The organism is Mycetocola sp. TRD_SC_2, assembly GCF_055361225.1.
Genome location: NZ_CM143954.1, coordinates 897,659 through 920,024, shown reverse-complemented (window position 1 = coordinate 920,024; position 22,366 = coordinate 897,659). Strand labels below are relative to the sequence as shown.

Annotated in this window: 23 protein-coding genes; 4 read left to right on the top strand and 19 right to left on the bottom strand. The window is 64.2% G+C overall.

Annotated elements, in window-relative coordinates; translation table 11 throughout:
* Window positions 1–60: 60 nt before the first annotated feature.
* The 5 genes from ACWA1Q_RS04340 to ACWA1Q_RS04320 form a co-directional block, all read right to left on the bottom strand.
* Window positions 61–879 (bottom strand): PP2C family protein-serine/threonine phosphatase, encoded by an 819-nt coding sequence (locus ACWA1Q_RS04340; protein ID WP_463759822.1) that lies wholly within the window; start codon window positions 877–879, stop codon window positions 61–63.
* Between the two features lie 79 nt (window positions 880–958).
* Entirely contained in the window at window positions 959–2,113 is a 1,155-nt protein-coding gene (locus ACWA1Q_RS04335; RefSeq protein WP_463759820.1) for a DUF4192 family protein, read from the bottom strand.
* An 87-nt stretch (window positions 2,114–2,200) separates the two neighbouring features.
* Window positions 2,201–4,177 carry an ABC transporter ATP-binding protein gene (locus ACWA1Q_RS04330; protein WP_463759819.1) on the bottom strand — a complete coding sequence of 659 codons (1,977 nt, stop codon included), beginning with the start codon at window positions 4,175–4,177 and terminating at the stop codon, window positions 2,201–2,203.
* Window positions 4,174–5,907 (bottom strand): ABC transporter ATP-binding protein, encoded by a 1,734-nt coding sequence (locus ACWA1Q_RS04325; protein WP_463759816.1) that lies wholly within the window; start codon window positions 5,905–5,907, stop codon window positions 4,174–4,176. Before ACWA1Q_RS04325 ends, ACWA1Q_RS04330 begins: the two co-directional genes overlap by 4 nt.
* A gap of 148 nt (window positions 5,908–6,055) precedes the next feature.
* A complete protein-coding gene (locus tag ACWA1Q_RS04320) occupies window positions 6,056–7,033 on the bottom strand; it encodes an aldo/keto reductase (RefSeq protein ID WP_463759815.1) in 978 nt (325 codons plus the stop codon).
* 110 nt (window positions 7,034–7,143) lie between these two features.
* Here ACWA1Q_RS04320 and ACWA1Q_RS04315 point away from each other — a divergent pair, with 110 nt between their 5' ends.
* Window positions 7,144–7,677, top strand: coding sequence for a methylated-DNA--[protein]-cysteine S-methyltransferase (locus ACWA1Q_RS04315; RefSeq protein ID WP_463759813.1), 534 nt, complete (start codon window positions 7,144–7,146; stop codon window positions 7,675–7,677).
* Window positions 7,678–7,737: 60 nt separating this feature from the next.
* A complete protein-coding gene (locus tag ACWA1Q_RS04310; RefSeq protein ID WP_463760764.1) occupies window positions 7,738–8,310 on the top strand; it encodes a DNA-3-methyladenine glycosylase I in 573 nt (190 codons plus the stop codon).
* A gap of 3 nt (window positions 8,311–8,313) precedes the next feature.
* Here ACWA1Q_RS04310 and ACWA1Q_RS04305 read toward each other — a convergent pair whose 3' ends face one another.
* From ACWA1Q_RS04305 to prmC, 13 genes are all read right to left on the bottom strand, one after another.
* On the bottom strand, window positions 8,314–9,054 hold the full coding sequence (locus ACWA1Q_RS04305; protein ID WP_463759812.1) for a YaaA family protein: 741 nt from the start codon (window positions 9,052–9,054) through the stop codon (window positions 8,314–8,316).
* A gap of 27 nt (window positions 9,055–9,081) precedes the next feature.
* Window positions 9,082–9,345 carry a F0F1 ATP synthase subunit epsilon gene (locus ACWA1Q_RS04300; RefSeq protein ID WP_463759811.1) on the bottom strand — a complete coding sequence of 88 codons (264 nt, stop codon included), beginning with the start codon at window positions 9,343–9,345 and terminating at the stop codon, window positions 9,082–9,084.
* 2 nt (window positions 9,346–9,347) lie between these two features.
* Entirely contained in the window at window positions 9,348–10,814 is a 1,467-nt protein-coding gene (gene atpD / locus ACWA1Q_RS04295; RefSeq protein WP_463759809.1) for a F0F1 ATP synthase subunit beta, read from the bottom strand.
* Between the two features lie 27 nt (window positions 10,815–10,841).
* Window positions 10,842–11,741 carry a F0F1 ATP synthase subunit gamma gene (locus tag ACWA1Q_RS04290; RefSeq protein WP_463759808.1) on the bottom strand — a complete coding sequence of 300 codons (900 nt, stop codon included), beginning with the start codon at window positions 11,739–11,741 and terminating at the stop codon, window positions 10,842–10,844.
* A 3-nt stretch (window positions 11,742–11,744) separates the two neighbouring features.
* Complete coding sequence (gene atpA, locus ACWA1Q_RS04285; RefSeq protein ID WP_463759807.1) at window positions 11,745–13,382, bottom strand: F0F1 ATP synthase subunit alpha; 1,638 nt, start codon at window positions 13,380–13,382, stop codon at window positions 11,745–11,747.
* A gap of 48 nt (window positions 13,383–13,430) precedes the next feature.
* The gene (locus ACWA1Q_RS04280; protein ID WP_463759805.1) at window positions 13,431–14,201 is read right to left on the bottom strand and encodes a F0F1 ATP synthase subunit delta; all 771 of its coding nucleotides are present in this window, start codon (window positions 14,199–14,201) and stop codon (window positions 13,431–13,433) included.
* Window positions 14,202–14,224: 23 nt separating this feature from the next.
* Window positions 14,225–14,788, bottom strand: a complete 564-nt coding sequence (locus ACWA1Q_RS04275; protein WP_463759804.1) for a F0F1 ATP synthase subunit B — start codon at window positions 14,786–14,788, stop codon at window positions 14,225–14,227.
* 9 nt (window positions 14,789–14,797) lie between these two features.
* On the bottom strand, window positions 14,798–15,025 hold the full coding sequence (gene atpE, locus ACWA1Q_RS04270; RefSeq protein WP_183084857.1) for an ATP synthase F0 subunit C: 228 nt from the start codon (window positions 15,023–15,025) through the stop codon (window positions 14,798–14,800).
* A gap of 51 nt (window positions 15,026–15,076) precedes the next feature.
* Window positions 15,077–15,898, bottom strand: a complete 822-nt coding sequence (atpB, locus tag ACWA1Q_RS04265) for a F0F1 ATP synthase subunit A (protein ID WP_463759802.1) — start codon at window positions 15,896–15,898, stop codon at window positions 15,077–15,079.
* 163 nt (window positions 15,899–16,061) lie between these two features.
* Window positions 16,062–16,508, bottom strand: coding sequence for a hypothetical protein (locus ACWA1Q_RS04260; RefSeq protein ID WP_463759801.1), 447 nt, complete (start codon window positions 16,506–16,508; stop codon window positions 16,062–16,064).
* Window positions 16,505–17,794, bottom strand: a complete 1,290-nt coding sequence (locus ACWA1Q_RS04255; RefSeq protein ID WP_463759800.1) for an MraY family glycosyltransferase — start codon at window positions 17,792–17,794, stop codon at window positions 16,505–16,507. Before ACWA1Q_RS04255 ends, ACWA1Q_RS04260 begins: the two co-directional genes overlap by 4 nt.
* The gene (locus ACWA1Q_RS04250; RefSeq protein ID WP_463759798.1) at window positions 17,791–18,495 is read right to left on the bottom strand and encodes an L-threonylcarbamoyladenylate synthase; all 705 of its coding nucleotides are present in this window, start codon (window positions 18,493–18,495) and stop codon (window positions 17,791–17,793) included. The genes ACWA1Q_RS04255 and ACWA1Q_RS04250 overlap by 4 nt, the downstream gene beginning before the upstream one ends.
* 76 nt (window positions 18,496–18,571) lie before the next feature.
* The gene (gene prmC / locus ACWA1Q_RS04245) at window positions 18,572–19,444 is read right to left on the bottom strand and encodes a peptide chain release factor N(5)-glutamine methyltransferase (protein WP_463759797.1); all 873 of its coding nucleotides are present in this window, start codon (window positions 19,442–19,444) and stop codon (window positions 18,572–18,574) included.
* 170 nt (window positions 19,445–19,614) lie between these two features.
* Between prmC and cysK the strand changes: the two genes are divergently transcribed.
* The gene (cysK, locus tag ACWA1Q_RS04240) at window positions 19,615–20,553 is read left to right on the top strand and encodes a cysteine synthase A (protein ID WP_463759795.1); all 939 of its coding nucleotides are present in this window, start codon (window positions 19,615–19,617) and stop codon (window positions 20,551–20,553) included.
* Window positions 20,554–20,556: 3 nt separating this feature from the next.
* A complete protein-coding gene (gene epsC / locus ACWA1Q_RS04235; protein ID WP_463759794.1) occupies window positions 20,557–21,120 on the top strand; it encodes a serine O-acetyltransferase EpsC in 564 nt (187 codons plus the stop codon).
* A 75-nt stretch (window positions 21,121–21,195) separates the two neighbouring features.
* Here epsC and prfA read toward each other — a convergent pair whose 3' ends face one another.
* Complete coding sequence (gene prfA / locus ACWA1Q_RS04230) at window positions 21,196–22,275, bottom strand: peptide chain release factor 1 (RefSeq protein ID WP_463759792.1); 1,080 nt, start codon at window positions 22,273–22,275, stop codon at window positions 21,196–21,198.
* Window positions 22,276–22,366 lie beyond the last annotated feature (91 nt).

Below are 22,366 nucleotides of genomic sequence, written 5' to 3'. Positions count from 1 at the left end.
AGCGTGCCGGATGCGTGGTGGGATCCGCAATGGGCCCGCTCCGCTGTGGAGGAGACCTCGTCAGCCGGTAACGGCGGCGCTGCCCGTTTCGTCGAGCAGGAGTTCGTCGAGCACGATGACACTGACATTGTCGCGCCCGCCGTTCTCGAGCGCTGCTCCGACGAGTCCCCGGACGGCTTCCTCCGGGGTGCTGCTCTGCATGAGGAAGTGCCGCAGACCGAAGTCGGTCAGTTCCTTGGTCAGGCCGTCAGAGCAGACCAGCCAGCGCGCCCGATCCGTCGAGGGAACGTCGGTGTAATCCGGCAGCGGATCGTCGGTGAAACCGACCGCACGGGTGATGACGTTGCCGTGGGGGTGTGATTCTGCTTCATCCGGGGTGATCGCCCCGATCGAGATGAGTTCCTGGACGACGGAGTGATCGAGCGTGACCTGGATCAGTTCGTCTCCGAGCAGGCGGTACACCCGCGAGTCGCCGATGTTGAAGACGGTCCACGCGGGAACGCTGCCGTCTTCACCGGAGAATCCGAAAACGATGCCGGTCACCGTCGTTCCGGTGCCGAGGTCCGATTTGCCGACCTGTTCGAACATGTCGTCCACCGCTGAACGCAGAGCGGTTTCGACAGCGCCGCGATCGACGATCTCGCCCGACGCGACCCGCTCAGACAACCGCGCGATAACGGCAGCGCTGGCGACTTCTCCGGCGTCATGGCCACCCATCCCGTCAGCAACGGCGAAGATCGGGTAATCGACGATCAGGGCGTCCTGGTTGACCTGGCGTTTGCGGCCGGTGTCGGTTGCTGCAGCCCAGGTCAGGGCCAATGGGTGTGTGCCGGGCACGTCGACGATCCGGGAACCGGTGCTCACGTCGATGGCAGTCACGCACTCATCCTCTCGAGGCCTCACGGAGATGAAGCCTGCGTCGATAATACCGGGCGCCGCGGCGCCCAGTGACCGCGGCCTACCGCTCGCCGTCGATCGCAGCACCCTCGGTGACGCCAGGGGGCACATCCCATGCCCAGTCAGGCAGCCTCCCGGACTGCAACATCGAGTCCAGAAGCTCCGCCAGAGAATACGCAGGATCGAGTTCGCGGGCTTGATCAACCCACCGTGCGGCTATTGTTCCTGCCCCGAGCGCCCAGTGAGCCCACGCGAGCATCGTGAGCAGCGGAGGCTGCGCCTCTCGTGGCAGTCTCGGTGCTGTGTAACGCAACACCCCGATCGCCGCCCTCAACCGCGCGACATCAGGGCGGGGCATGTCGAACCCGCCGAGCGCCAGCGCGCCGGGGAGCGAACTGATGTCCTCACCCGCCTGATGACGGGCGTTCATCTCACCCACTCGCTCACCGAACTCGGCACCCCACGCCCACGTGAGCAGGATTTCATCGCGCACCGTCGGCGCCTGGGCGAGGAATGCCAGCAACGCGGCATCCCGGGGAATGACGGGCGCATCGCCGAGGTCAAGCAATGCATCGGCGAACCCCACGATGTCACCGGAGAAGTCGTGGTCGAAGAAGACCGCCGGGCCGAGTTCCGGTGAGTGCCGGAGCGCCGCGAGCGCAAGGTACTTCTTCGCCGTCCGTTCGCTGCTCCCGGAATCCGGAACAGGCAGTTGTGATTCGGCGGCGACGTCGACAAGGGCACGAGCGGGTCGTGCCTCGTGAAGCGCGCCGAGGGTGGGAGACGCCGCGATCCGTCCCAGCGGTCGGCCTCGAGCAGGGCAGGCGTCGTCGAGATAACTGCCCCAGGCATCCGTCGCGACACACAGCGCATCACGGACGAGGAAGCCGGAGTACCGCGCGCGGCTCAGAATGGCGCGGATGTCCGCCCGATGCGGCATCGAGGGACCGGAGGAGAACGCCTCGTCCGTGTACACGACGGGCACGATCGCATCGGCGTCCTGGATACGGCACGCCATTCCGATCATCGTCGTCGCAATTCGACGGCGAACGACGGGTGTCGTGGAGGGTTTGGGGAGATCGAGTCTCAGGGCTCCGCAGGTCCGGTTGCCGCGGAAGACGACGAGCACAATGCTGTCGCGTGGCGGGAAACCGACGAGATGCGGCACGAGGGCGAGAAAATCACTGGCGTCGGTGGCCTTGATGATGGTGGTCATGCCGGAAGTCTTGCCCCGGTGCACCGGGCGTGCCGGAAAGCCGTCGTGATGTGGATAACCGGCTCACCGACATCCGCCTGTGGAATCTCAGTCCGCGTCGCTCACCGGCGCCGCGAATTGTGAGTTGTAGAGGTTGTAGTACGCCCCACCTTGCGCGAGCAGAGCTTCGTGGCTGCCCTGCTCCACGATCTGCCCGGATTCCATCACGAGGATCAGGTCGGCGTCGCGGATGGTCGACAACCGGTGCGCAATGACGAAACTGGTGCGGTCCTGACGGAGCGTCGACATGGCCTTCTGCACCAGGAGTTCGGTGCGGGTATCGACGGAACTCGTCGCCTCGTCGAGGATGAGCACGCTCGGCCGGGCGAGGAACGCTCGCGCGATCGTCAGGAGCTGCTTCTCCCCCGCTGAGACGTTGGACGCCTCGTCGTCGAGGACCGTGTCGTATCCGTCCGGGAGGGAGTGCACGAAGCGGTCGACGTACGTCGCGCGAGCTGCCTCGAGGATTTCCTCTTCCGTGGCATCCGGCCGGCCGTACGCGATGTTGTCGCGGATGGTCCCGCCGAACAGCCAGGTGTCCTGGAGAACCATGCCGACCCGACTGCGGAGGTCGAGTCTGGTCATTCGCGAGATGTCGACGCCGTCGAGGGTGATGCGCCCGGCGTCGAGCTCGTAGAACCGGAGGATGAGGTTCACGAGAGTTGTTTTCCCGGCGCCCGTCGGTCCCACGATCGCGACCGTGTTGCCGGGCTCGGCCACCAGATCGAGATTCGAGATCAGCGGTTTGTCTGGCGAATAGCTGAACGAGACGCCGTCGAAGACGAGCCTGCCCGCACCGGCATCCGAGGTGGCCGGATCTTTCGGGTCCGGCGATTGCTCGTCGGCGTCGAAGAGTTCGAACACGCGCTCAGCGGATGCCACGCCCGACTGGAGCAGATTAGCCATCGAGCCAAGCTGGGTGAGTGGCTGGGTGAACTGGCGGGAGTACTGGATGAAGGCTTGAACACTGCCGAGGCTCAGTGCCCCCGTTGCGACCTGCAGTCCGCCGACCACGGCGATGGCGACATAGACAAGGTTCCCGACGAACATCATCGACGGCATGATGATGCCCGAGATGAACTGTGCGCCGAAGCTCGCCTGGAACAACTCGTCGTTCTTGGCGCGGAACCGTGAGCTGACCTCCCGCGAGCGCCCGAACACCTTGACGATCGCGTGCCCGGTGTACATCTCTTCGATTTGCGCGTTGAGCTCGCCCGTGTGTGCCCACTGGTCCACGAACTTCTTTTGCGAGCGCTTCGCGATCACCGTCGTGATGAGGACGGTCAGCGGGATGGTGACGAGCGCGATGCCGGCGAGAAGAGGTGAGATCGAGAACATCATCGCGAGCACGCCGATCACGCTCAGCAGGGAAACGAGAATCTGGCTCAGGGTCTGCTGGAGGGTTTGAGAGATGTTGTCGATGTCGTTCGTGACCCGGCTGAGAAGCTCGCCCCGTGGCATCCGGTCGAAGAAGGAGAGCGGGAGCCGGTTGACCTTCGTCTCGACGTCTTCGCGGAGCCGGTACATCGTGCGCTGCACGACACCGTTGAGAACGAGTGCCTGGATCCAGCCGAAGAGGAACGCGAACCCGTAGATCGCGAGAACAAGCAGCAGCACACCGGACAGCGCCGCGAAGTCGATGCCCTCGCCCGGCCTGAGGTTCATCGACTCGAGCATGTTCGAGCGGTCGGTCTCCCCCTGCGCACGGAGACCGTCGACGATCTGTTCTTGCGTCAAGCCGGTCGGGAGGTTCTGGGAGATTGCCCCCTCGAAGATGATGTTGGTCGCCTCGCCGAGGATCTTCGGCCCGATCACCGTGAGGCCGACGCTGAGAATGGCGAGCAGCGTGACGATCGACAGCGGGAACCACTCCGGCTTCAGTCGCGTGAGCAAGCGTTTGGCGCTCGGGACGAAGTTCATCGATTTCTCGACGGGCATGCCCGCGCCCGCCCAGGGTCCGCCGCCGCGCGGGGGGCGAGCGGGAACCGTCGGCCGGTCCTCTACTTCCGTGTCGGTGTCGCTCATGTCGCCTCCTCCACGGTGAGCTGGGATTCGACGATCTCGCGGTAGGTGTCCGAGCTCTCAAGGAGCTCGTCGTGGGTCCCGATGCCGACGATCGCCCCGTCTTCGAGGACGAGGATCTGGTCGGCGGAGAGTATCGACGACACACGCTGGGCGACGATGATCAGGGTCGCCCCGGAAACGTCGCGGGCGAGAGCGGCCCGGAGGCGGGCATCCGTCGCCAGGTCGAGCGCCGAGAACGAGTCGTCGAATACATAGATCTCCGGCTGCTTCACGAGCGCCCGTGCGATCGCGAGTCGTTGCCGCTGACCGCCGGACAGGTTCGTGCCGCCCTGGCTGACCGCGGACTCGAGTCCGTCAGGCAGCTCTTCGACGAAGTCCTTCGCCTGGGCGATGTCGAGCGCGCGCCACAGCTCCTCGTCGGTCGCAGACGGTTTGCCGTAACGCAGGTTCGACGCCACCGTTCCGGTGAACAGGTATGGCTTCTGTGGAACGATTCCGATCTTCGACCAGAGCAGGTCCTGGTCGGTTTCACTCACCCAGACACCGTCGACGAGCACCCGGCCGGCCGTCGCGTCGAACAGCCGGGGCAGCAGGTTGACGAGCGTCGTCTTGCCAGACCCGGTCGATCCGATGATGGCGGTCGTCGACCCCGGCGCGATGCGGAACGAGAGGTCGCGGAGCACGGGCTGGTCGGCGCCGGGGTACGAGAACGAGACGCCCTCGAAGGCGACGCTTCCAGTGGTGTCGAGTGTCGTCACGGGATTCTCCGGCTGGCGCACGGACGACTCGGTCGAGAGCACCTCGCCAATGCGATCGGCGCTGACCGCAGCGCGCGGGATCATCACCGCCATGAACGTCGCCATCATGACGGCCATGAGGATCTGCATCAGGTACTGCAGGAACGCCATCACCGTGCCGACCTGCATCGAGCCCTCCTCCACCCGGAAGGCGCCGAACCAGAGCACGGCAATGCTCGAGACGTTGAGAACGAGCATGACGATCGGGAACATGATCGCCATCAGACGACCGGTGCGCAGCCCGACATCCGTCAGCTCAGCGTTGGCCTTCGCGAACCGCGCGGTCTCGATGTCCTCCCGGACGAAAGCGCGCACGACACGGATGCCGGTGAGCTGCTCCCGCAGGACGCGGTTGACGCGGTCGATCCGCCGCTGCATGGACTGGAACAGCGGCACCATCCGGACGATGATGAGCCCGACCGCAATCAGCAGCACCGGGATCGCGACCGCCATCAGCCAGGACAGCTGCAGGTCGAGTCCGAGCGCGAGCACAACGCCGCCGATCGCAAGGATCGGCGCAGAGACCATGAGGGTGCACGTGGTGAGCACGAGCATCTGCACCTGCTGCACATCGTTCGTGCTGCGGGTGATGAGCGACGGTGCCCCGAACGACGACACCTCGCGTTCAGAGAACACCGAGACCCGGTCGAAGACGGCCTGACGGAGATCCCGGCCAAGCGCCATGGCGGCTTTCGCGCCGAAGTAGACCGCGGTGATCGCGCACAGCACCTGCACGAGCGTGATGCCGAGCATGACCATGCCGACCCGCAGAATGTACTCGGTATCGCCGACGGCGACACCCTTGTCGATGATGTCGGCGTTGAGGGTGGGCAGGTACAGCGACGCGATCGACTGAGCGAGCTGGAAGACGATGACGCCGACGAGAAGCCGCCAGTGCGGCTTCAGATAGCGTCCGGTGAGTTGAGCGAGCATAGTTCCCTGTCCGCGAGCATAGTCGAGCCAGCGCCGCTGCCGACCCCTCGGGCCGAGTCGTGCTCCACGAAATCACCCGTTGCGGTCGAGAACATCCGGGGTACCGGGTGCTTTCGTCCGCAACGGGTGAAAACGTGCGGCTCGGGGGCTACTCGTCGTCGGCCGGCGCGAAGAGTGCCGTGATGGCCTCGACGTCTTCAGCCGACGGATGCCACGCGGTGGCGGCATCCGCGTTCTGTTCGATCTGCTCGGGGCTGGTCGCGCCCGCGATGACACTTGTGAGGTTCGGCTGGGCGAGCAGCCAGGCGAACGTGGCCTGGAGCATGGTCACCCCGCGCTCGTCGGCGAAGGACTGGAACGCTTCGATCCGGTCCCACGGCGCGTTCTCGAGCAGGTGGCTCCGCTGGCGCATGATGCGCGACTCGGCCGGCCCGCCGTCGCGGCTGAACTTTCCGGTGAACAATCCGTTGTAGAGCGGAAAGTACGGCAGGAAACCGAGGCCGAAGTGGCGCACGGCCGGGAGCACCTCCTGCTCGGCGTCGCGCACGAGCAAGCTGAACTCGTTCTGCGCCGAAATGAACTTGGAGTGCCCGCGAAGCTCAGCGGTGAGTTCGGCTTCGGCGATCTGCCAGCCGGCGAGGTTGGAGTGCCCGATGTACCGCACCTTGCCCTCACGGATCAGATCGTCGAGAACGGAAAGTGTCTCTTCGATCGGCGTGATCGGGTCTGGTGTGTGCAACTGGTACAGGTCGATCCAGTCGGTCTGCAGGCGTCGCAGCGACGCTTCAACAGCGAGCCGGACGTAGCGCCGTGACCCCTTGGCGCCCCAGCCCTCCAGCCCGACGTCCGCGCCGGAGTGTCCGAACTTCGTCGCAAGGACCACCTCGTCGCGGCGGCCGCGCAGGGCGTTGCCCATGAGCGTCTCGCTGAGCCCCGGCTCCTTGCCGTACATGTCTGCCGTGTCGAGCAGGGTCACGCCGGCGTCGAGAGCAGCCGAGATGACGGCATCCGTCCCTTTCTGCGTCTCGCTGGCCGTGCCGAGCCGGCCGAAATTGTTGCAGCCGAGTCCGATCGTCGAGACGCGGAGGCCGCTGGAGCCGAGGGTGCGGTATTCGATGGTTGCCATGGTCCAAGGCTAGCGCGGCGACTCCCCCACAGCACGGATGACGCGAGGCACGCTCCACAGACGGCCGTCCGCTCGGGAGCGGGGAACTTCTCCGCCCTACCGTCGACGGCATGACCCCGCGAACCCTCACTCCAGAACCCCAGCCCACCCTGTTCGACCGTCCGGTCGGCCTCATCCGTCTTCCCAGCCCGATCGGCCGGATCGAGGTGCGCAGCGATGGCCTCTCGATCACCGGACTGAGCATCGAGAACGAGGGCGCGCTCCCCCGTGATGGCTACCGCGAGAGCTCGACCGACCTGCTCGTGAGGGCGGCGGAACAGCTGTCCGAGTACTTCGCCGGTACCCGGCGTCGGTTCGACCTTCCGGTGCACGTCGAAGGCACACCGTTCCAGCGCAAGGTCTGGTCCGCACTCAGCGAGGTTGAGTACGGAACGTCGACCACGTACGGTCTCCTCGGTCATCAGGCGGGCCTCGGGATCGCCGGGCGGGCGACGGGCGGTGCCGTTCGGGCCAACCCGGTTCCCCTGTTCATCCCCTGCCATCGCGTTCTCAACAGCGCCGGCCGGATCGTCGGCTACAGCCAGGGCAACGGGGTCTCGACGAAACAGTGGCTTCTCGACCACGAATCGGTGTCGTACCGCTGACGCAGCATCCGCTATTCTGACGACGACCGCCCTCACACCGAAGGATCCGCCGTGGCCGTTATCTCCTCCATCGTCGAAGGAGCGGATGCCACGCCTCGCTGCGGGTGGGTCGGCTCAGATCCCGAATACCAGCGCTATCACGACGAAGAGTGGGGAATCCCGCTCCTCGGCGACCGCGCCGTGTTCGAGAAGATCAGTCTCGAAGGGTTTCAGGCCGGTTTGTCGTGGATCACCATCCTCAAACGGCGGCCGGCATTCAGGCAGGCGTTCGCGAACTTCGATATCGACACGGTCGCCGCGATGACCGAGGACGACGTCGAACGGCTGGCGTCGGATCCCTCGATCATCCGTCATCGGGGCAAGATCCGCGCCGTGATCTCGAACGCGCGCGTGACGCGGGACCTGGACGAGAGCCTCTCCGACCTGCTCTGGCGTTTTGCTCCGACGGCTGAGCGGCCGCGACCGCGAAGCCTCGGAGAAATCCCTGCGATTACACCGGAGTCCACGGCGCTGAGCGTGGAGCTCCGCCGTCGCGGCTATCGTTTCGTCGGCCCGACGACGATGTACGCGCTGATGCAATCGGCGGGTCTGGTCGACGACCACGTCGTCGGCTGCTGGCGTGCGAACGCGTGAGCTTCAAACCAGAAGCGCCAGGTCTGTCGAGTCCGGCTGCCGCTCGATCCGGATCCCGACGCCGCTCGCCCAGTCCAGCAGCTGGCCGGCCGTGGTGAAGTCGCTTTCGGACTCGATCAGAGCGCGAGCGAATTCACCCTTGGCCTTCTTGTTGAAGTGGTTGAGCGCGCGCCTCGCGCCGCCGGCTCCCTCGGTGAGTACGCGGAGAAAGTGCGCTCCCTCGGGCGCCGGCCCGAGGGCGATATAGGCTTCGGAGCGCAGGTCGAGGACGAGTCCGATGTGCTCGGCGAGGCACTGCTCGACGGCGCTCCGCCAGTGCCGTTTGAGCGGGCGCCCAGGCACCCGCGAATCGTGCGAGAGCCGGTACGCCGGGATCGGATCGAGGGCGCCGACCGGACCGAACAACGCAGCATGGATCACAAGGTGCTCGCCCGCGAAAGCACGGGCACTGGGGCTGAGGGAGGCGGCGTCGAGAGCATCGAACAGCACCCCGGTGTACCTGTCGAGCGCGGGAAGCGTGGGAGAGTCCCACAGCAGCCGATTGATTTCGACCTCGCCATGCTGCTTCGGGCCGAGTTTGAGGGCCGCGATCGAGGCATCCGCATCGTTCGACAGCGTAACGACGTCATCGGCAAGAACGCGGCGGGCCTCGGTGAGCGCTGGATATCGCAGACTGTCGAGAGACAGCGAACGCCCCGTGCCGCCTGCCCTCTTCGTCTCAGACGGAGGGAGCAGTATCAGCACGGGGCGTTGCGGAGCCTTGCGGCGGAATTACTTGACGAGGCTGGCGTTGCCAGCGACGATCGTGACGGTGTCGTTCTCGACCGAGAGGAAACCGTCGGCGGCCGTGGCCGTCAGCTTGGTTCCGTCTTCGGCGGTGACGCGGACTTCACCGTCACCGAGGATGGCAAGCATGGGCTCGTGGCCGGGAAGAATACCGATCTCCCCTTCGATGGTCCGGGCGACGACCATGGAGGCGGTACCAGACCACACTTCCTGATCTGCCCCGACGACACTGACCTTGAGCGAAGCCATGACTAGCCGTTCTCCTTCTGGATACGTGCCCATGCCTCTTCGACGTCGTTGATGCCACCGACGTTGAAGAACGCCTGCTCAGCGACGTGGTCGAAGTCACCGTTGGCGATCGCCGAGAAGGACTCGATGGTCTCCTTGAGCGGAACCGTGGAACCTTCGACACCGGTGAACTTCTTCGCCATGTAGGTGTTCTGCGAGAGGAACTGCTGGATGCGACGTGCACGGGCGACCGTGATCTTGTCTTCTTCGCTCAGCTCGTCGACGCCGAGGATCGCGATGATCTCCTGGAGTTCCTTGTTCTTCTGCAGAATCGCCTTGACGCGAACAGCGGTGTTGTAGTGGTCATCACCGATGTAGCGCGGGTCGAGGATCCGGCTGGTGGAGGTCAGCGGGTCGATAGCCGGGTACAGGCCCTTCGACGCGATCTCACGAGACAGTTCTGTTGTGGCGTCGAGGTGCGCGAACGTCGTCGCCGGAGCCGGGTCGGTGTAGTCGTCAGCAGGAACGTAAATTGCCTGCAGCGACGTGATCGAGTGGCCACGGGTCGAGGTGATGCGCTCCTGGAGGATACCCATCTCGTCGGCGAGGTTCGGCTGGTATCCCACAGCGGACGGCATACGTCCGAGGAGGGTGGAGACCTCTGAACCGGCCTGCGTGAAGCGGAAGATGTTGTCGATGAACAACAGCACGTCCTGCTTCTGCACGTCGCGGAAGTACTCAGCCATGGTCAGTGCCGAGAGGGCGACGCGCAGTCGCGTTCCCGGCGGCTCGTCCATCTGGCCGAAGACAAGAGCGGTCTTGTCGAAGACGCCTGCTTCTTCCATTTCGAAGATGAGGTCGTTACCTTCACGGGTACGCTCACCGACACCGGCGAACACCGACACACCACCGTGGTCCTGCGCAACGCGCTGGATCATTTCCTGGATGAGGACCGTCTTACCGACACCTGCACCACCGAACAGACCGATCTTTCCACCCTGCACGTACGGGGTGAGGAGGTCGATCGACTTGATGCCGGTCTCGAAGAGCTCGGTCTTCGACTCAAGCTGGTCGAATGCCGGTGGTTTGCGGTGGATCGGCCAGCGCTCGGTGATCTCGATCTGCTCGCCGGGGGCGGAGTTGAGAACCTCACCAATGACGTTGAACACCTTGCCCTTGGTGACATCGCCGACGGGAACCGTGATCGGCTCGCCGGTGTCAGTCACTTCCTGGCCGCGGACGAGTCCGTCGGTCGGGTTCAGTGCGATGGCACGAACGACGTCATCGCCGAGGTGCTGGGCAACCTCAAGGGTCAGCGTGGATGTCTGGCCCCCCATGGTGACCGTGGTCTTCAGCGCGTTGTAGATACCGGGAATCGCGTCGTGCGGGAACTCGATGTCAACAACCGGACCGGTGACGCGGGAGACGCGGCCGATTGTGGCGGCCTTCACCTCGCTTGCCGGGTCCTGAGCGGTGGCAATGTCTGTCATGCTCTTCTTCTCTCTTCGTAGTCTGCGTTACTTGGCGGACGACAGTGCGTCTGCGCCGCCGACAATCTCTGAAATCTGCTGGGTGATCTCGGCCTGCCGAGCGTTGTTCCGCAGCCGGGTGTAGTCGGTGATGAGCTTGTCCGCGTTGTCGCTCGCTGAGCTCATCGCCTTCTGCGTCGCCGCGTGCTTTGCAGCGGCGGACTGGAGCAGGGCGTTGAAGATCCGGCTTTCGATGTAGACGGGCAGGAGCGCGTCGAGCACACTCGCCGCGTCCGGTTCGAATTCGTACAACGGGAGGATCGCGTTGTCGCCCGGCTCTTCCATTCCCTCGACGATTTCGAGGGGCAGAAGGCGGGTGACCTCTGGTACCTGGCTCATCATGCTGACGAGACGGTTGTACACGATGTGGATCTCGTCGACGCCGCCCTCGGAAGCATCCAGGGCGAACTTCTCGAGCAGAGCGGTACTGATCTCGTGAGCGGTCGCGAAGGTCGGGTTTTCGCTCTCGCCGATCCACTGACCCTCAGAGGCACGCTTGCGGAACTGGAAGTACCCCACTGCCTTACGGCCGACGAGGTAGTAGACGACGTCCTTGCCCTGGCTGCGCAGCAATTCGGCAAGCTCGTTCGCCTCGCGCAGAACCTGCGAGTTGAACGCGCCAGCGAGGCCACGGTCAGAAGCGAAGATCAGTACGGCGGCTCGCTCGATGGTCTCCGGCTCAGTGGTCAGCGGGTGGTCGACGTTTGAATACGTCGCGACCGCTGACACCGCGCGGGTGATCGCTCGGGAGTACGGGGCGGACGCCGCCACCCGCGCTTGCGCTTTGGCAATGCGGGAGGCGGCGATGAGCTCCATCGCCTTCGTGATCTTCTTGGTCGTCTGCGCAGACTTGATCTTCTGCGTGTAGACCCGAAGTTGAGCGCCCATTACCTATCGACGTCCCTTGACGATCTTTTCCTGCTGAACCTCTTCAGCCGGCAGCTCGGTGAACTGCTCCGAGCCCGGTCCGTTGAGGGGCTTGCCCTCGCCGGTCTGGAACTCCAGCTTGAACTTGTCAACGGCTGCGTCGAGCTCGTCGACGATGTCATCGCTGAGCACGTTGCTGTCACGGAGCTTCGTCAGAACCTGGGTGTTACGGCCGAGGTAGTCGTGCAGTTCGGATTCGAACCGCAGGATGTCTTCGACCGGGACCTCGTCGAGCTTGCCCTTCGTGCCGGCCCAGATCGAAACGACCTGGTTCTCGACGGGGAACGGTGAGTACTGCGGCTGGCGCAGGAGCTCGGTCAGGCGGGCACCACGGGCGAGCTGGCGACGGCTCGTTGCGTCGAGGTCGGATGCGAACATCGCGAAAGCCTCGAGCGAGCGGTACTGAGCAAGTTCGAGCTTCAGGGTTCCTGAAACCTTCTTGATGCTCTTGACCTGAGCGTCACCACCAACACGGGAAACCGAGATTCCGACGTCGACGGCTGGACGCTGGTTAGCGTTGAACAGGTCCGACTGGAGGAAGATCTGGCCGTCGGTGATCGAGATGACGTTGGTCGGGATGTAGGCCGAAACGTCGTTCGCCTTGGTCTCGATCAGCGGAAGACCGGTCATCGACCCTGCGCCGAGCTCGTCAGAGAGCTTCGCGCAACGCTCGAGCAGACGGGAGTGCAGGTAGAACACGTCACCGGGGTACGCTTCGCGTCCCGGCGGGCGACGGAGGAGAAGGGATACCGCACGGTATGCCTCTGCCTGCTTCGAGAGGTCATCGAAGACGATGAGGACGTGCTTGCCGCCGTACATCCAGTGCTGGCCGATGGCCGAGCCGGTGTACGGAGCGAGGTACTTGAAGCCTGCCGGGTCTGACGCAGGAGCAGCGACGATTGTCGTGTACTCCATGGCGCCGGACTCTTCGAGCGCTGCCTTGATGGCGGCGATCGTCGAACCCTTCTGACCGATGGCGACGTAGATGCAGCGAACCTGCTTGTTGACGTCTCCGGAGTCCCAGTTGGCCTTCTGGTTGATGATCGTGTCGATCGCGATCGCAGACTTACCCGTCTGGCGGTCACCGATGATGAGCTGGCGCTGGCCGCGGCCGATCGGGATCATGGCGTCAATGGCCTTGATTCCGGTCTGCATGGGCTCGTGCACACTCTTACGCTGCATGACGCCGGGCGCCTGCAGTTCGAGAGCACGACGGGTCTCCGCCTTGATCTCGCCGAGTCCGTCGATGGGAGCACCGAGCGGGTCAACCACACGGCCGAGGAATGCGTCGCCGACCGGGGTCGACAGCACCTCTCCTGTGCGGGTAACTTCCATGCCCTCAACGATTCCGTTGAACTCACCGAGGACGACGACACCGATCTCGTTCTCGTCGAGGTTCTGGGCGAGGCCAAGCGTGCCATCCGCGAAACGGATGAGCTCGTTGGCCATGACGCCGGGCAAACCCTCGACGTGGGCGATGCCATCGCCGGCATCGACGACCCGTCCGGTCTCCGTGCTCGAAAGCTGGCCGGGTTCGTAGGACTTAACGAAGTCCTTGAGCGCGTCGCGGATCTCGTCCGGGCTGATCGATAGTTCTGCCATTCTCTTCCCTTTACGGTTAACGGGCAGTTGAATGCCCGAATAGTTTCGCTAGCTCGCTAGCTGAAGTCTCAGATCGTTGATCCTGCTTGCAACACTGCCATCGATCACGTCGTTGTCGACCTGAATTCGGAACCCTCCGATGACATCCGGGTCGATCACCTGGTTGACGCGCACTGCCCGGTCATACTTGCCCGACAGCGCCCGTTCCAGTCGCTCAACCTGTGCAGCGGTGAGCTCGTGGGCAGACTGCACGGTCGCCACGGCGAACCCTGACTGATCCGCTGCCACGGAGCGTGCGTAGTCGATCGACTCGCCGATGTTCCTGGTGCCAGGCGTCCGGACGAAGTGTTCGACGATCAGGATCGTCTGGTCGGACACCTTGCCGCGGAGGAGTCGCTCCACGAGCGCAACCTTCGCGTCTTTCGCTCCCGCGCGTGAACCGAGCGCGAATTCGAGTTCGGAATCCGACTGGATCGCTGAGCCGAAGGCGAAGAGTTCACCGGCGACATCGACATCGGCAGGTGCCGAGGCGGCTGCCGCACGAAGCGCGAGCTGTTCGATCCCGGCGACGAGGTCATCCTGAGATGACCAGCGAGCCGAGACCGCTGCGACGGCGAGGTGAAGTGCTGACTCGCTGAGCCGCGAGCCGAAAAGGCTCGTGACCATGCGTGACTTCTCTTCGACGCTGCGGCCGGAGTCCGTGAGGAGGGAGCGCAACTGCATGGATCCGGCAATCGTCGCGGCGGCGCCGAACAGTCCCTGCGCCGTAGCGAGATCGACTGACGGCAATCCGGCGAGTACATTCCTCGCCGAAGTCACGGCTCCACGCGTAGCGCTACCCATCAGCGAACGCCTCTACCGGCAGCTTCGCTTGACTCGAGGTCCGCGAGGAAGCGGTCCACGAGGTCGGTTGCGCGCTTGTCGTCAGACAGGCTTTCCTTCACGACACCGGACGCGAGGTCGATGGCGAGTGAGCCGACTTCGGAGCGAAGCGAAACGAGCGCAGCCTGACGCTCCGCCTCGATCTGCTGGTGAGCGGTCGCGGTGATGCGCGCTGCATCGGCTGCAGCCTGCTCCTTCAGCTCGTTGAGGATCTGAGTGCCTTCTGCCCGCGCCTGCTCACGGATGCGCGCAGCTTCTGCACGACCTTCTGCGAGCTGGGCTTCGTACTGCTCGAGAGCCGCGTCGGCCTGGGCCTGAACGCTCTCCGCCTTCGCGATGCCGCCTTCGATTGCTGCGGTTCGCTCGTCGATGATCTTTCGGAACATCGGGATGATGACCTTCCAGAAGAGGATCATGATCAGCGCGAACGGAATCAGCGACCAGACGATGTCATAGATAGCTGGAATGAACAGGCCGATGCCTTCGGGGGTGTCACCCCCAGCGGCCAAAGTGATTTCGGGCATTGACACGCCTTAGTTGAGGAAGAAGAGCGCGACGCCGATGAAGGCGAGCAGCTCGGTGAATGCGATACCCAGGAACATGGTCACCTGAAGGCGGCCGGCGAGCTCGGGCTGGCGAGCCATGGCCTCAACGGTCTTGCCTGCGACGATACCGATACCGATACCGGGGCCGATCGCGGCCAGGCCGTAGCCGACAGTGTTCAGGTTGCCGGTTACCTCGGCGAGAATGATTGGATCCACAGTGGTTTTCCTTTCCATTGGGCAGCGCGGCGAAAAAACCGCACCGTTTGTCTAGTGTTCGTCGGCGACCGACTGCTGAATGTAGACGGCCGTGAGCAGGGTGAAGATGTACGCCTGAAGGATCGCTACGACGAGTTCGATACCCGTCATGGCGATTCCACCGACCAGCGTTGCAGCCCCAAAGAGGCTGAACAGACCGAGGTCCTGACCTGTGACGAAGAAGAAGTGCGTTGCCGAGAAGCAGAGCACGAGGAGGATGTGTCCGACCATCATGTTCAGCAGGAGTCGCAACGAGAGCGAGATCGGGCGAACGATGAAGATGTTGAGCAGCTCGACCGGGGTGAGGATGATGTAGATCGGCCACGGAACGCCCGGCAGGAAGAGCTGGTTCTTGAAGTACTTCCATCCACCGTGCTGCTTGATACCGGCGTAGACGAATGCGATGTACGCGGCAAGAGCGAACGTGGCTGGGACGATGAAGATCGAGGACCCGGCGATGTTGAGGCCGGGGATGACTCCCGTGATGTTCATCGCAAGAATTCCGAAGAACATTCCGGCGAGAAGCGGGAGGAAACGCTTGCTGTCCTTCAGACCGAGGACCTGGTCGCCGATCTGGGTCTTCACGAAGTCGATCGCGATTTCGGCGACGGACTGACCGCGGCCGGGTACCCGTGTTCCGCGGCGCAGAGCCAGCCAGAACAGGAACAACATGACGATGACCGCAAGCATGCGGACGAGCACGATCCGGTTCATTTCGAACCAGGTGCCCTCGAAGAAGATGGCGGGTGGGAAGAATTCGGCTAGCGTCGGGGCATGGAAGCCTCCGTCGTCGTCGGCCGCCGTCAATACGGAAACATTCGTGACGAGATTCACGGCGTTAACTAGCAGCGCTATCTCCTATTTCGGGGCGGGAGCCAGGGCTCTCACTTCGACGAGTAATGGCATATTTCGTTTCGCGCACACGAAAAAAAGTGTGTCTGCGGGGTTCTCTACAAACTGTAGCAAACCATGGTTGTTCCCACGAATCCTGAGGCCCTCAGGACGCATTTTCTGCGGACTCCGTCGGCTCCACAGGAGCGACGTAGGCGACGCGCCCTTTCATAACGATGATGGCATCAACGATGAGGGTAGCCACGGCCGCTGCGATCACGCTGACGAACAGGATCACCGGGTTGATCCAGGGCTGGTCGCGCAGCGAGATGGCGAGGACGAGGAAGAGAACGAACTTCAGCAACCAGCCGCCCAGGACGACACCGAAGAAGATCGTGACGAACATTTCGGACTCTGAGTACCGGTTGGCGAACAGGATGCTTCCCGCCGTGATGCTGAGGAACGCGGCGCCGACGACAGCCCCGATGAGCGCGCTGGTCAGTCCGATCGATCCATCAACGGCGTAGCCGATGAAACCGCCGACAACTCCGATGAGGACGGCGAGGATACCTCCCCAGATGAGAGCGGCCCGGAAGATCTTGTTCGCGGTCATTTTTCGTCTTTCTGAGTGAGGCCGGGAAAAGCTGCGGGGCTCTCCTGGAGGGTGTGGTGCGGTTCGACGGATGCTTCGTCCAACGGGTCGTGAACGGCGAGCTCTTCGGCGCCACCGCTTCCCTCAGGTGCGGCCTGAGCGGTGATCTCCGCGGATTTGCGTCGTCCGAGCGGGGCGAGGGTGAAGACCGTGCAGACAATGACTCCGAGGATGAGGAAGCCGAGTGCGAACCAGTACGGCTGGAACACGAAGAACATGAGGCAGGACAGCGCGATGACAGCGGTCCAGCCGTAGAAGATCAGCACGGCATGGAGGTGCGTGTGCCCCATGTCGAGCAGGCGGTGGTGGAGGTGAAGGCGGTCTGCGCTGAAGGGCGATTTACCCGCGCGCAGTCGGCGGATGACAGCGAGAGCGAAGTCGAGCAGAGGCACGATCAGGATCGCGAACGGAAGGATGATCGGGATGAAGGCACCGATCAGCTGACTGCGGCCGACTCCTCCGCCGCCCGTCGGGTCCGCGTTGAGCGCAGATGGATCGATCTGACCGGTGATGGCGACAGCCGAGGTCGCCATCAACAGGCCGACGAGAAGCGCTCCGGCGTCTCCCATGAACATCTTCGCCGGATGCCAGTTGAGCGGCAGGAATCCCGCGCAGGCACCGACCAGGACTGCGGAGATCAACAGCGACAGGTTGAAGAAGGTCGACTGCCCGAGGTCGCGAACCAGGAGGTAGCCGTAGACGAGGAACACCCCGTTGGCGATGAGCCCGACGCCGGCTACGAGGCCGTCGAGGCCATCGATGAAGTTGACGGCATTCATCACCAAAACGATGGCGAAGACGGCGAGCGCCGCGGACATCCAGGAGGATCCGACGGTGAGCCCGCCGATCGGCAGGGAGTAAATCTGCACCCCGAGCCACGCGATGAGGCCGGCGGCCATGAACTGGCCGGCGAGCTTGATCATCCAGTCGAGGTCCCAGATGTCGTCGGCGATACCGATGAGCACGATGAGAAGTGCGGCGCCGAGAATGGCAAGGATGGAACCGGGCGGGTTGAAGGTCTGTTCAAAGAACGGGGTGACGCGCGAGATCACATATGCCAGGCCGAATGCGGCCACGACGCCGATGAACATGGCGACGCCACCGAGCCGCGGGGTGGGCCTTGTGTGGACGTCCCGCTCCCGTATGCCCGGGTACAGCTTGTAACGCAGGGCGACTTTGTACACCACGAGGGACAGGACGAAGGTGATGACCGCCGTGGCCAGTGCGATGAGCGCGTAAAGGATCATGGCGAAGAAGCACCATCTGCATCTTCTGTCACGCTGCCCTGGGCAGGCTCGTCGAGGAGGTCGCCGAGGATGTCGCGCAACCGGTCCCTGGAGATCGCTCCCTCACGGAGGACGGTGACCTTGCCCTCTGGCGCGCTGAGAGCGGTCGCGTCGATGATCGTCGATGCGACCGCCGTGCTTTCACCGCCGTCGAGATAGGTGTCGACCGATTCACCGAGCATGTCGAATGCGGCCTGCGCGGTGTTCGCCGCTGGCTGCCCGGTCAGGTTGGCGCTTGAGACGGCCAGCGGACCGGTCTCCTCGAGCAACTCGAGCGCGATCCGGTTGTCGGGCATCCGGACGGCGACGGTGCCGTCGGTGTCGCCGAGGTCCCACGCTAGCGACGGCTGGGCGGTCAGGACGATGGTGAGTCCACCCGGCCAGAATGCGTCGACGAGCCGCCGGACGGCATCCGGAATCTCGGAGGCGAGCGCTTCGAGCGTTGCGACTCCGGGAACGAGCACCGGGGGCGGCGACTGGCGGGTGCGGCCTTTGGCATCGAGGAGTTTCTGCACGGCCTTCGGCGAGAACGCGTCGGCCGCGACGCCGTAAACGGTGTCGGTGGGGATCACGACGAGGTCACCTTTTCGCACCGCCGCGCGAGCGAGGCGCATGCCGGTGAGGAGTTCTGAATCCTGGGAGCAGTCGAAGAGGCGAGACATCCTGCCGATTCTATCCCGGAGCCGGTGTGAGTGAGCCGCACGGCGGCGACCGTTCCCTGATCGATGCCGAAACAGGTCAGCCGCGGATGGCCGTCGTCGTCCGGTCGCGCTGGGTCAGGTCGCGGAACGTCGCCGCCGCCCGCCAGCCGTCGCCGGTGAGGATGCCGCGAATCGCCTTCCCCTGCAGTTCCCCGTGTTCGAGCACGAGCGTTCCGCCTGGCCGCAGAAGCCTCGCGGCCGTGTGTGAGAGCTGGCGAACGACGTCGAGGCCGTCCTCTCCCCCATAGAGCGCTGCCGCCGGGTCGAAAAGCCGCACCTCGGGGTCGCGTGGGATCGCGGCATCCGGAACATAGGGAGGGTTCGAGATGACGACGGATGCCTGTCCGTCGAGTTCTGCGAACGCCCCGGCCAGGTCGTCGAAGATGAGTGTCGCGTTCGGCGCAGCGGTCTGGGTGAAGTTCTGCCGCGCCCAGATAAAAGCGTCCACCGAGTTTTCGGCAGCGAAGATGCGGGCGTTCGGTACTTCGGTCGCCATCGCGAGGGCGATCGCCCCGCTGCCGGTTCCGAGGTCGATTCCGATCGGCTCAGGGTCCGGCATCGAGCGGAGGGCGTCGATGGCGAATTGCACCACCTGCTCCGTTTCGGGTCGCGGAACGAAGACGCCAGGACCGACGGCGAGCGAGAGGGAGCGGAACGCGGCCCTCCCGAGGATGTGCTGCAGCGGTTCACGGTGCGCCCGTCGATCGGCGAGAATAGCGATCGCGGCGGAATCGGCATCCGTCACCGGACGGTCAGTCACAGCGGCCGCCTGAACTTCTCCGCGGCCGAGTCCCAGCACGTGGCCGACAAGAAGCTCGGCGTCAACGTCGGGGCTCTCGATGCCCGACACCCCGAGGATCTCGGCCGTGGACCGGAGGAGCGAACCGACGGTCGCGGGAATCGGAGTCATTGGGGGCCTGCCTGCTGGGAATCGGCGGAGAAAAGCGCCACGGATGAGCCTACCGGCAGCGGTTCGCCAACACAGTGGAATGCAACACTGCCCGCCCCGGTTACACCGGGCAATAGGCTGTAATCCCGACGACTGCGGTTTCCGCAGACCATAACCCAAGGAGCATATACGTGGCCGGAAAAATCTACGCCAATATCACCGAGGCGTTCGGCAACACCCCGCTGGTCCAGCTCAACCGCGTGACCGATGGCGCTGAGGCCACCGTTCTCGCGAAGCTCGAGTTCTACAACCCCGGCTCCAGCGTGAAGGACCGCCTCGGCGTTGCCATCGTCGACGCTGCTGAGGCGGCAGGCGCGCTCAAGCCCGGCGGAACCATCGTCGAAGGAACGAGCGGCAACACCGGGATCGCTCTCGCTCTCGTTGGCGCTGCCCGCGGATACAAGGTCATCCTGTCGATGCCCGCATCGATGAGTACCGAGCGTCGCGTCCTTCTCCGTGCCTTCGGCGCCGAGCTCGTCCTCACCGAACCCGCACTCGGCATGAAGGGCGCTGTCGCCCGCGCCGAGGAGATCGTCGCCGAGACTCCCGGTGCGATCCTCGCGCAGCAGTTCGCGAACGTGGCCAACGCTGAGATTCACCGCAAGACCACGGCCGAGGAGATCTGGCGCGACACCGACGGCGACATCGACATCTTCATCGCGGGCGTCGGTACCGGTGGAACGATCACCGGGGTCGGCCAGGTGCTCAAGGAGCGCAAGCCGGACATCAAGATCGTCGCGGTCGAACCGATCGACTCCCCCATTCTCAACGGCGGTGCCCCCGGGCCCCACAAGATCCAGGGCATCGGCGCGAACTTCGTACCGGAGATCCTCGACACCACCGTGTACGACGAGGTCATCGACGTGAGCTTCGACGACTCGATCGCGGTCGCGAAGCGCCTCGCAGCAGAAGAGGGCATCCTCGCAGGAATCTCGTCCGGTGCCATCATCTGGGCGGCAACGCAGCTCGCGAAGCGCCCCGAGAACGCAGGCAAGCGCATCGTCGCAATCGTCTGCGACACGGGAGAGCGGTACATCTCGACGCCGCTCTGGTCGGACCTCGCCGACTAGTTCATGCCAGCACTCTCCCGCATCCGGGAAGACATCACCGCCGCGCGCGTCCACGATCCGGCCGCGCGCGGTTCGGTGGAGATCTTCCTCACCTACTCAGGCCTGCACGCTGTCTGGTCGTACCGGCTCACGTCACGGCTGTGGCGGAGAGGGGCACGCATGCCCGCCCGTCTCCTCTCCCAGTTCACCCGGTTCCTCACCGGTGTTGAGATCCACCCCGGTGCCGTCATCGGCCGCCGGTTCTTCATCGACCACGGCATGGGCGTCGTCATCGGTGAAACTGCGGAGATCGGCGACGACGTCATGATGTACCACAGCGTCACTCTCGGCGGGAAGTCCCGCGGACGCGAGAAGCGGCATCCAACCCTCGGTAACGGGGTGCAGGTGGGTGCTGGCGCCAAGATCATCGGCCCGATCACCGTCGGCGCCGGCAGTATCGTCGGTGCGAACGCGGTCGTCACGAAGGATGCCCCGGCGATGTCGCTCCTCGTCGGTGTGCCCGCCGTCCCCCGCCCCCGTGAGCCAGGCAAGACCTACGGGCTCACCGATCCGGAGTATCACATCTGATTTCTGCGACGCTGGGCCCTGACAACGACAAAGCCGGTTCTTCCGAGGGAAGAACCGGCTTTCTCTGTCAAAGCGTCAGCTCTGGTCGCCGATGTCGGCGAGCCGCGCTTCTTCGTCGGCGCGGATAGCCGATTCGATCAGAGGGTCGAGTGAACCGTTCATGACCGCATCGAGGTTGTACGCCTTGTACCCGGTGCGATGGTCCGCAATACGGTTCTCGGGGAAGTTGTACGTGCGGATGCGCTCAGACCGGTCCATCGTGCGGATCTGGGTCTTGCGCTTGGCACTGTCGAGCTCGGCCTGCTCCTCCTGCTGACGAGCGAGGATGCGTGCGCGCAGCACGCGCATACCGGCCTCACGGTTCTGCAGCTGGCTCTTCTCGTTCTGCATCGCAACGACGATCCCCGTCGGAAGGTGGGTGATCCGCACGGCGGAGTCGGTCGTGTTGACGGACTGGCCACCGGGGCCGCTCGACCGGTAGACGTCGATCTTGAGGTCGTTCTGGCTGATCTCAACCTCTTCGGGGGCGTCGACCTCGGGGAAGACGAGCACACCGGTTGTCGAGGTGTGGATTCGCCCCTGGGACTCGGTCGCGGGCACCCGCTGGACGCGGTGCACGCCACCCTCGTACTTGAGGTGTGCCCACACGCCCTGTGACGGGTCGGTGGCGTTGGACTTGATGGCGACCTGAACGTCCTTGTACCCACCGAGGTCACTCTCGGTGCGTTCGAGCATCTCGGTTTTCCAGCCTTTGGACTCGGCGTAGTGGAGGTACATGCGGAGGAGGTCAGCGGCGAACAGTGCGCTCTCGGCACCGCCCTCGCCTCCCTTGATCTCCATGATGACGTCGCGGCCGTCGTCGGGATCGCGCGGGATGAGCAGGCGACGGAGTCGCTCCTGCGCCGTCGCGAGACCTTCTTCGAGCCCCGGGATCTCTGCGGCGAACGCGTCGTCTTCCTTCGCGAGTTCGCGCGCGGCGGCGAGGTCTTCCTGCACTTCGAGCCACGCGTTGTGCGCAGCAATGATCTTCGACAGCTCGGCGTATCGCCGGTTGATCTTCTTGGACCGTGCCGGGTCGGCGTGCACTGCGGGGTCAGCGAGCTGCTCCTGCAAATTCTTGTGCTCGTCGATCAGGGTCTGTACCGATTCAAACATTTCTCATCCGTCCTTTGCGTTTTCATCCTGCCACTGGAAGAACAAAACCCGTCTGCCCGGCTGGTGACCCCGGAGGGTCACGCAGCCTGAG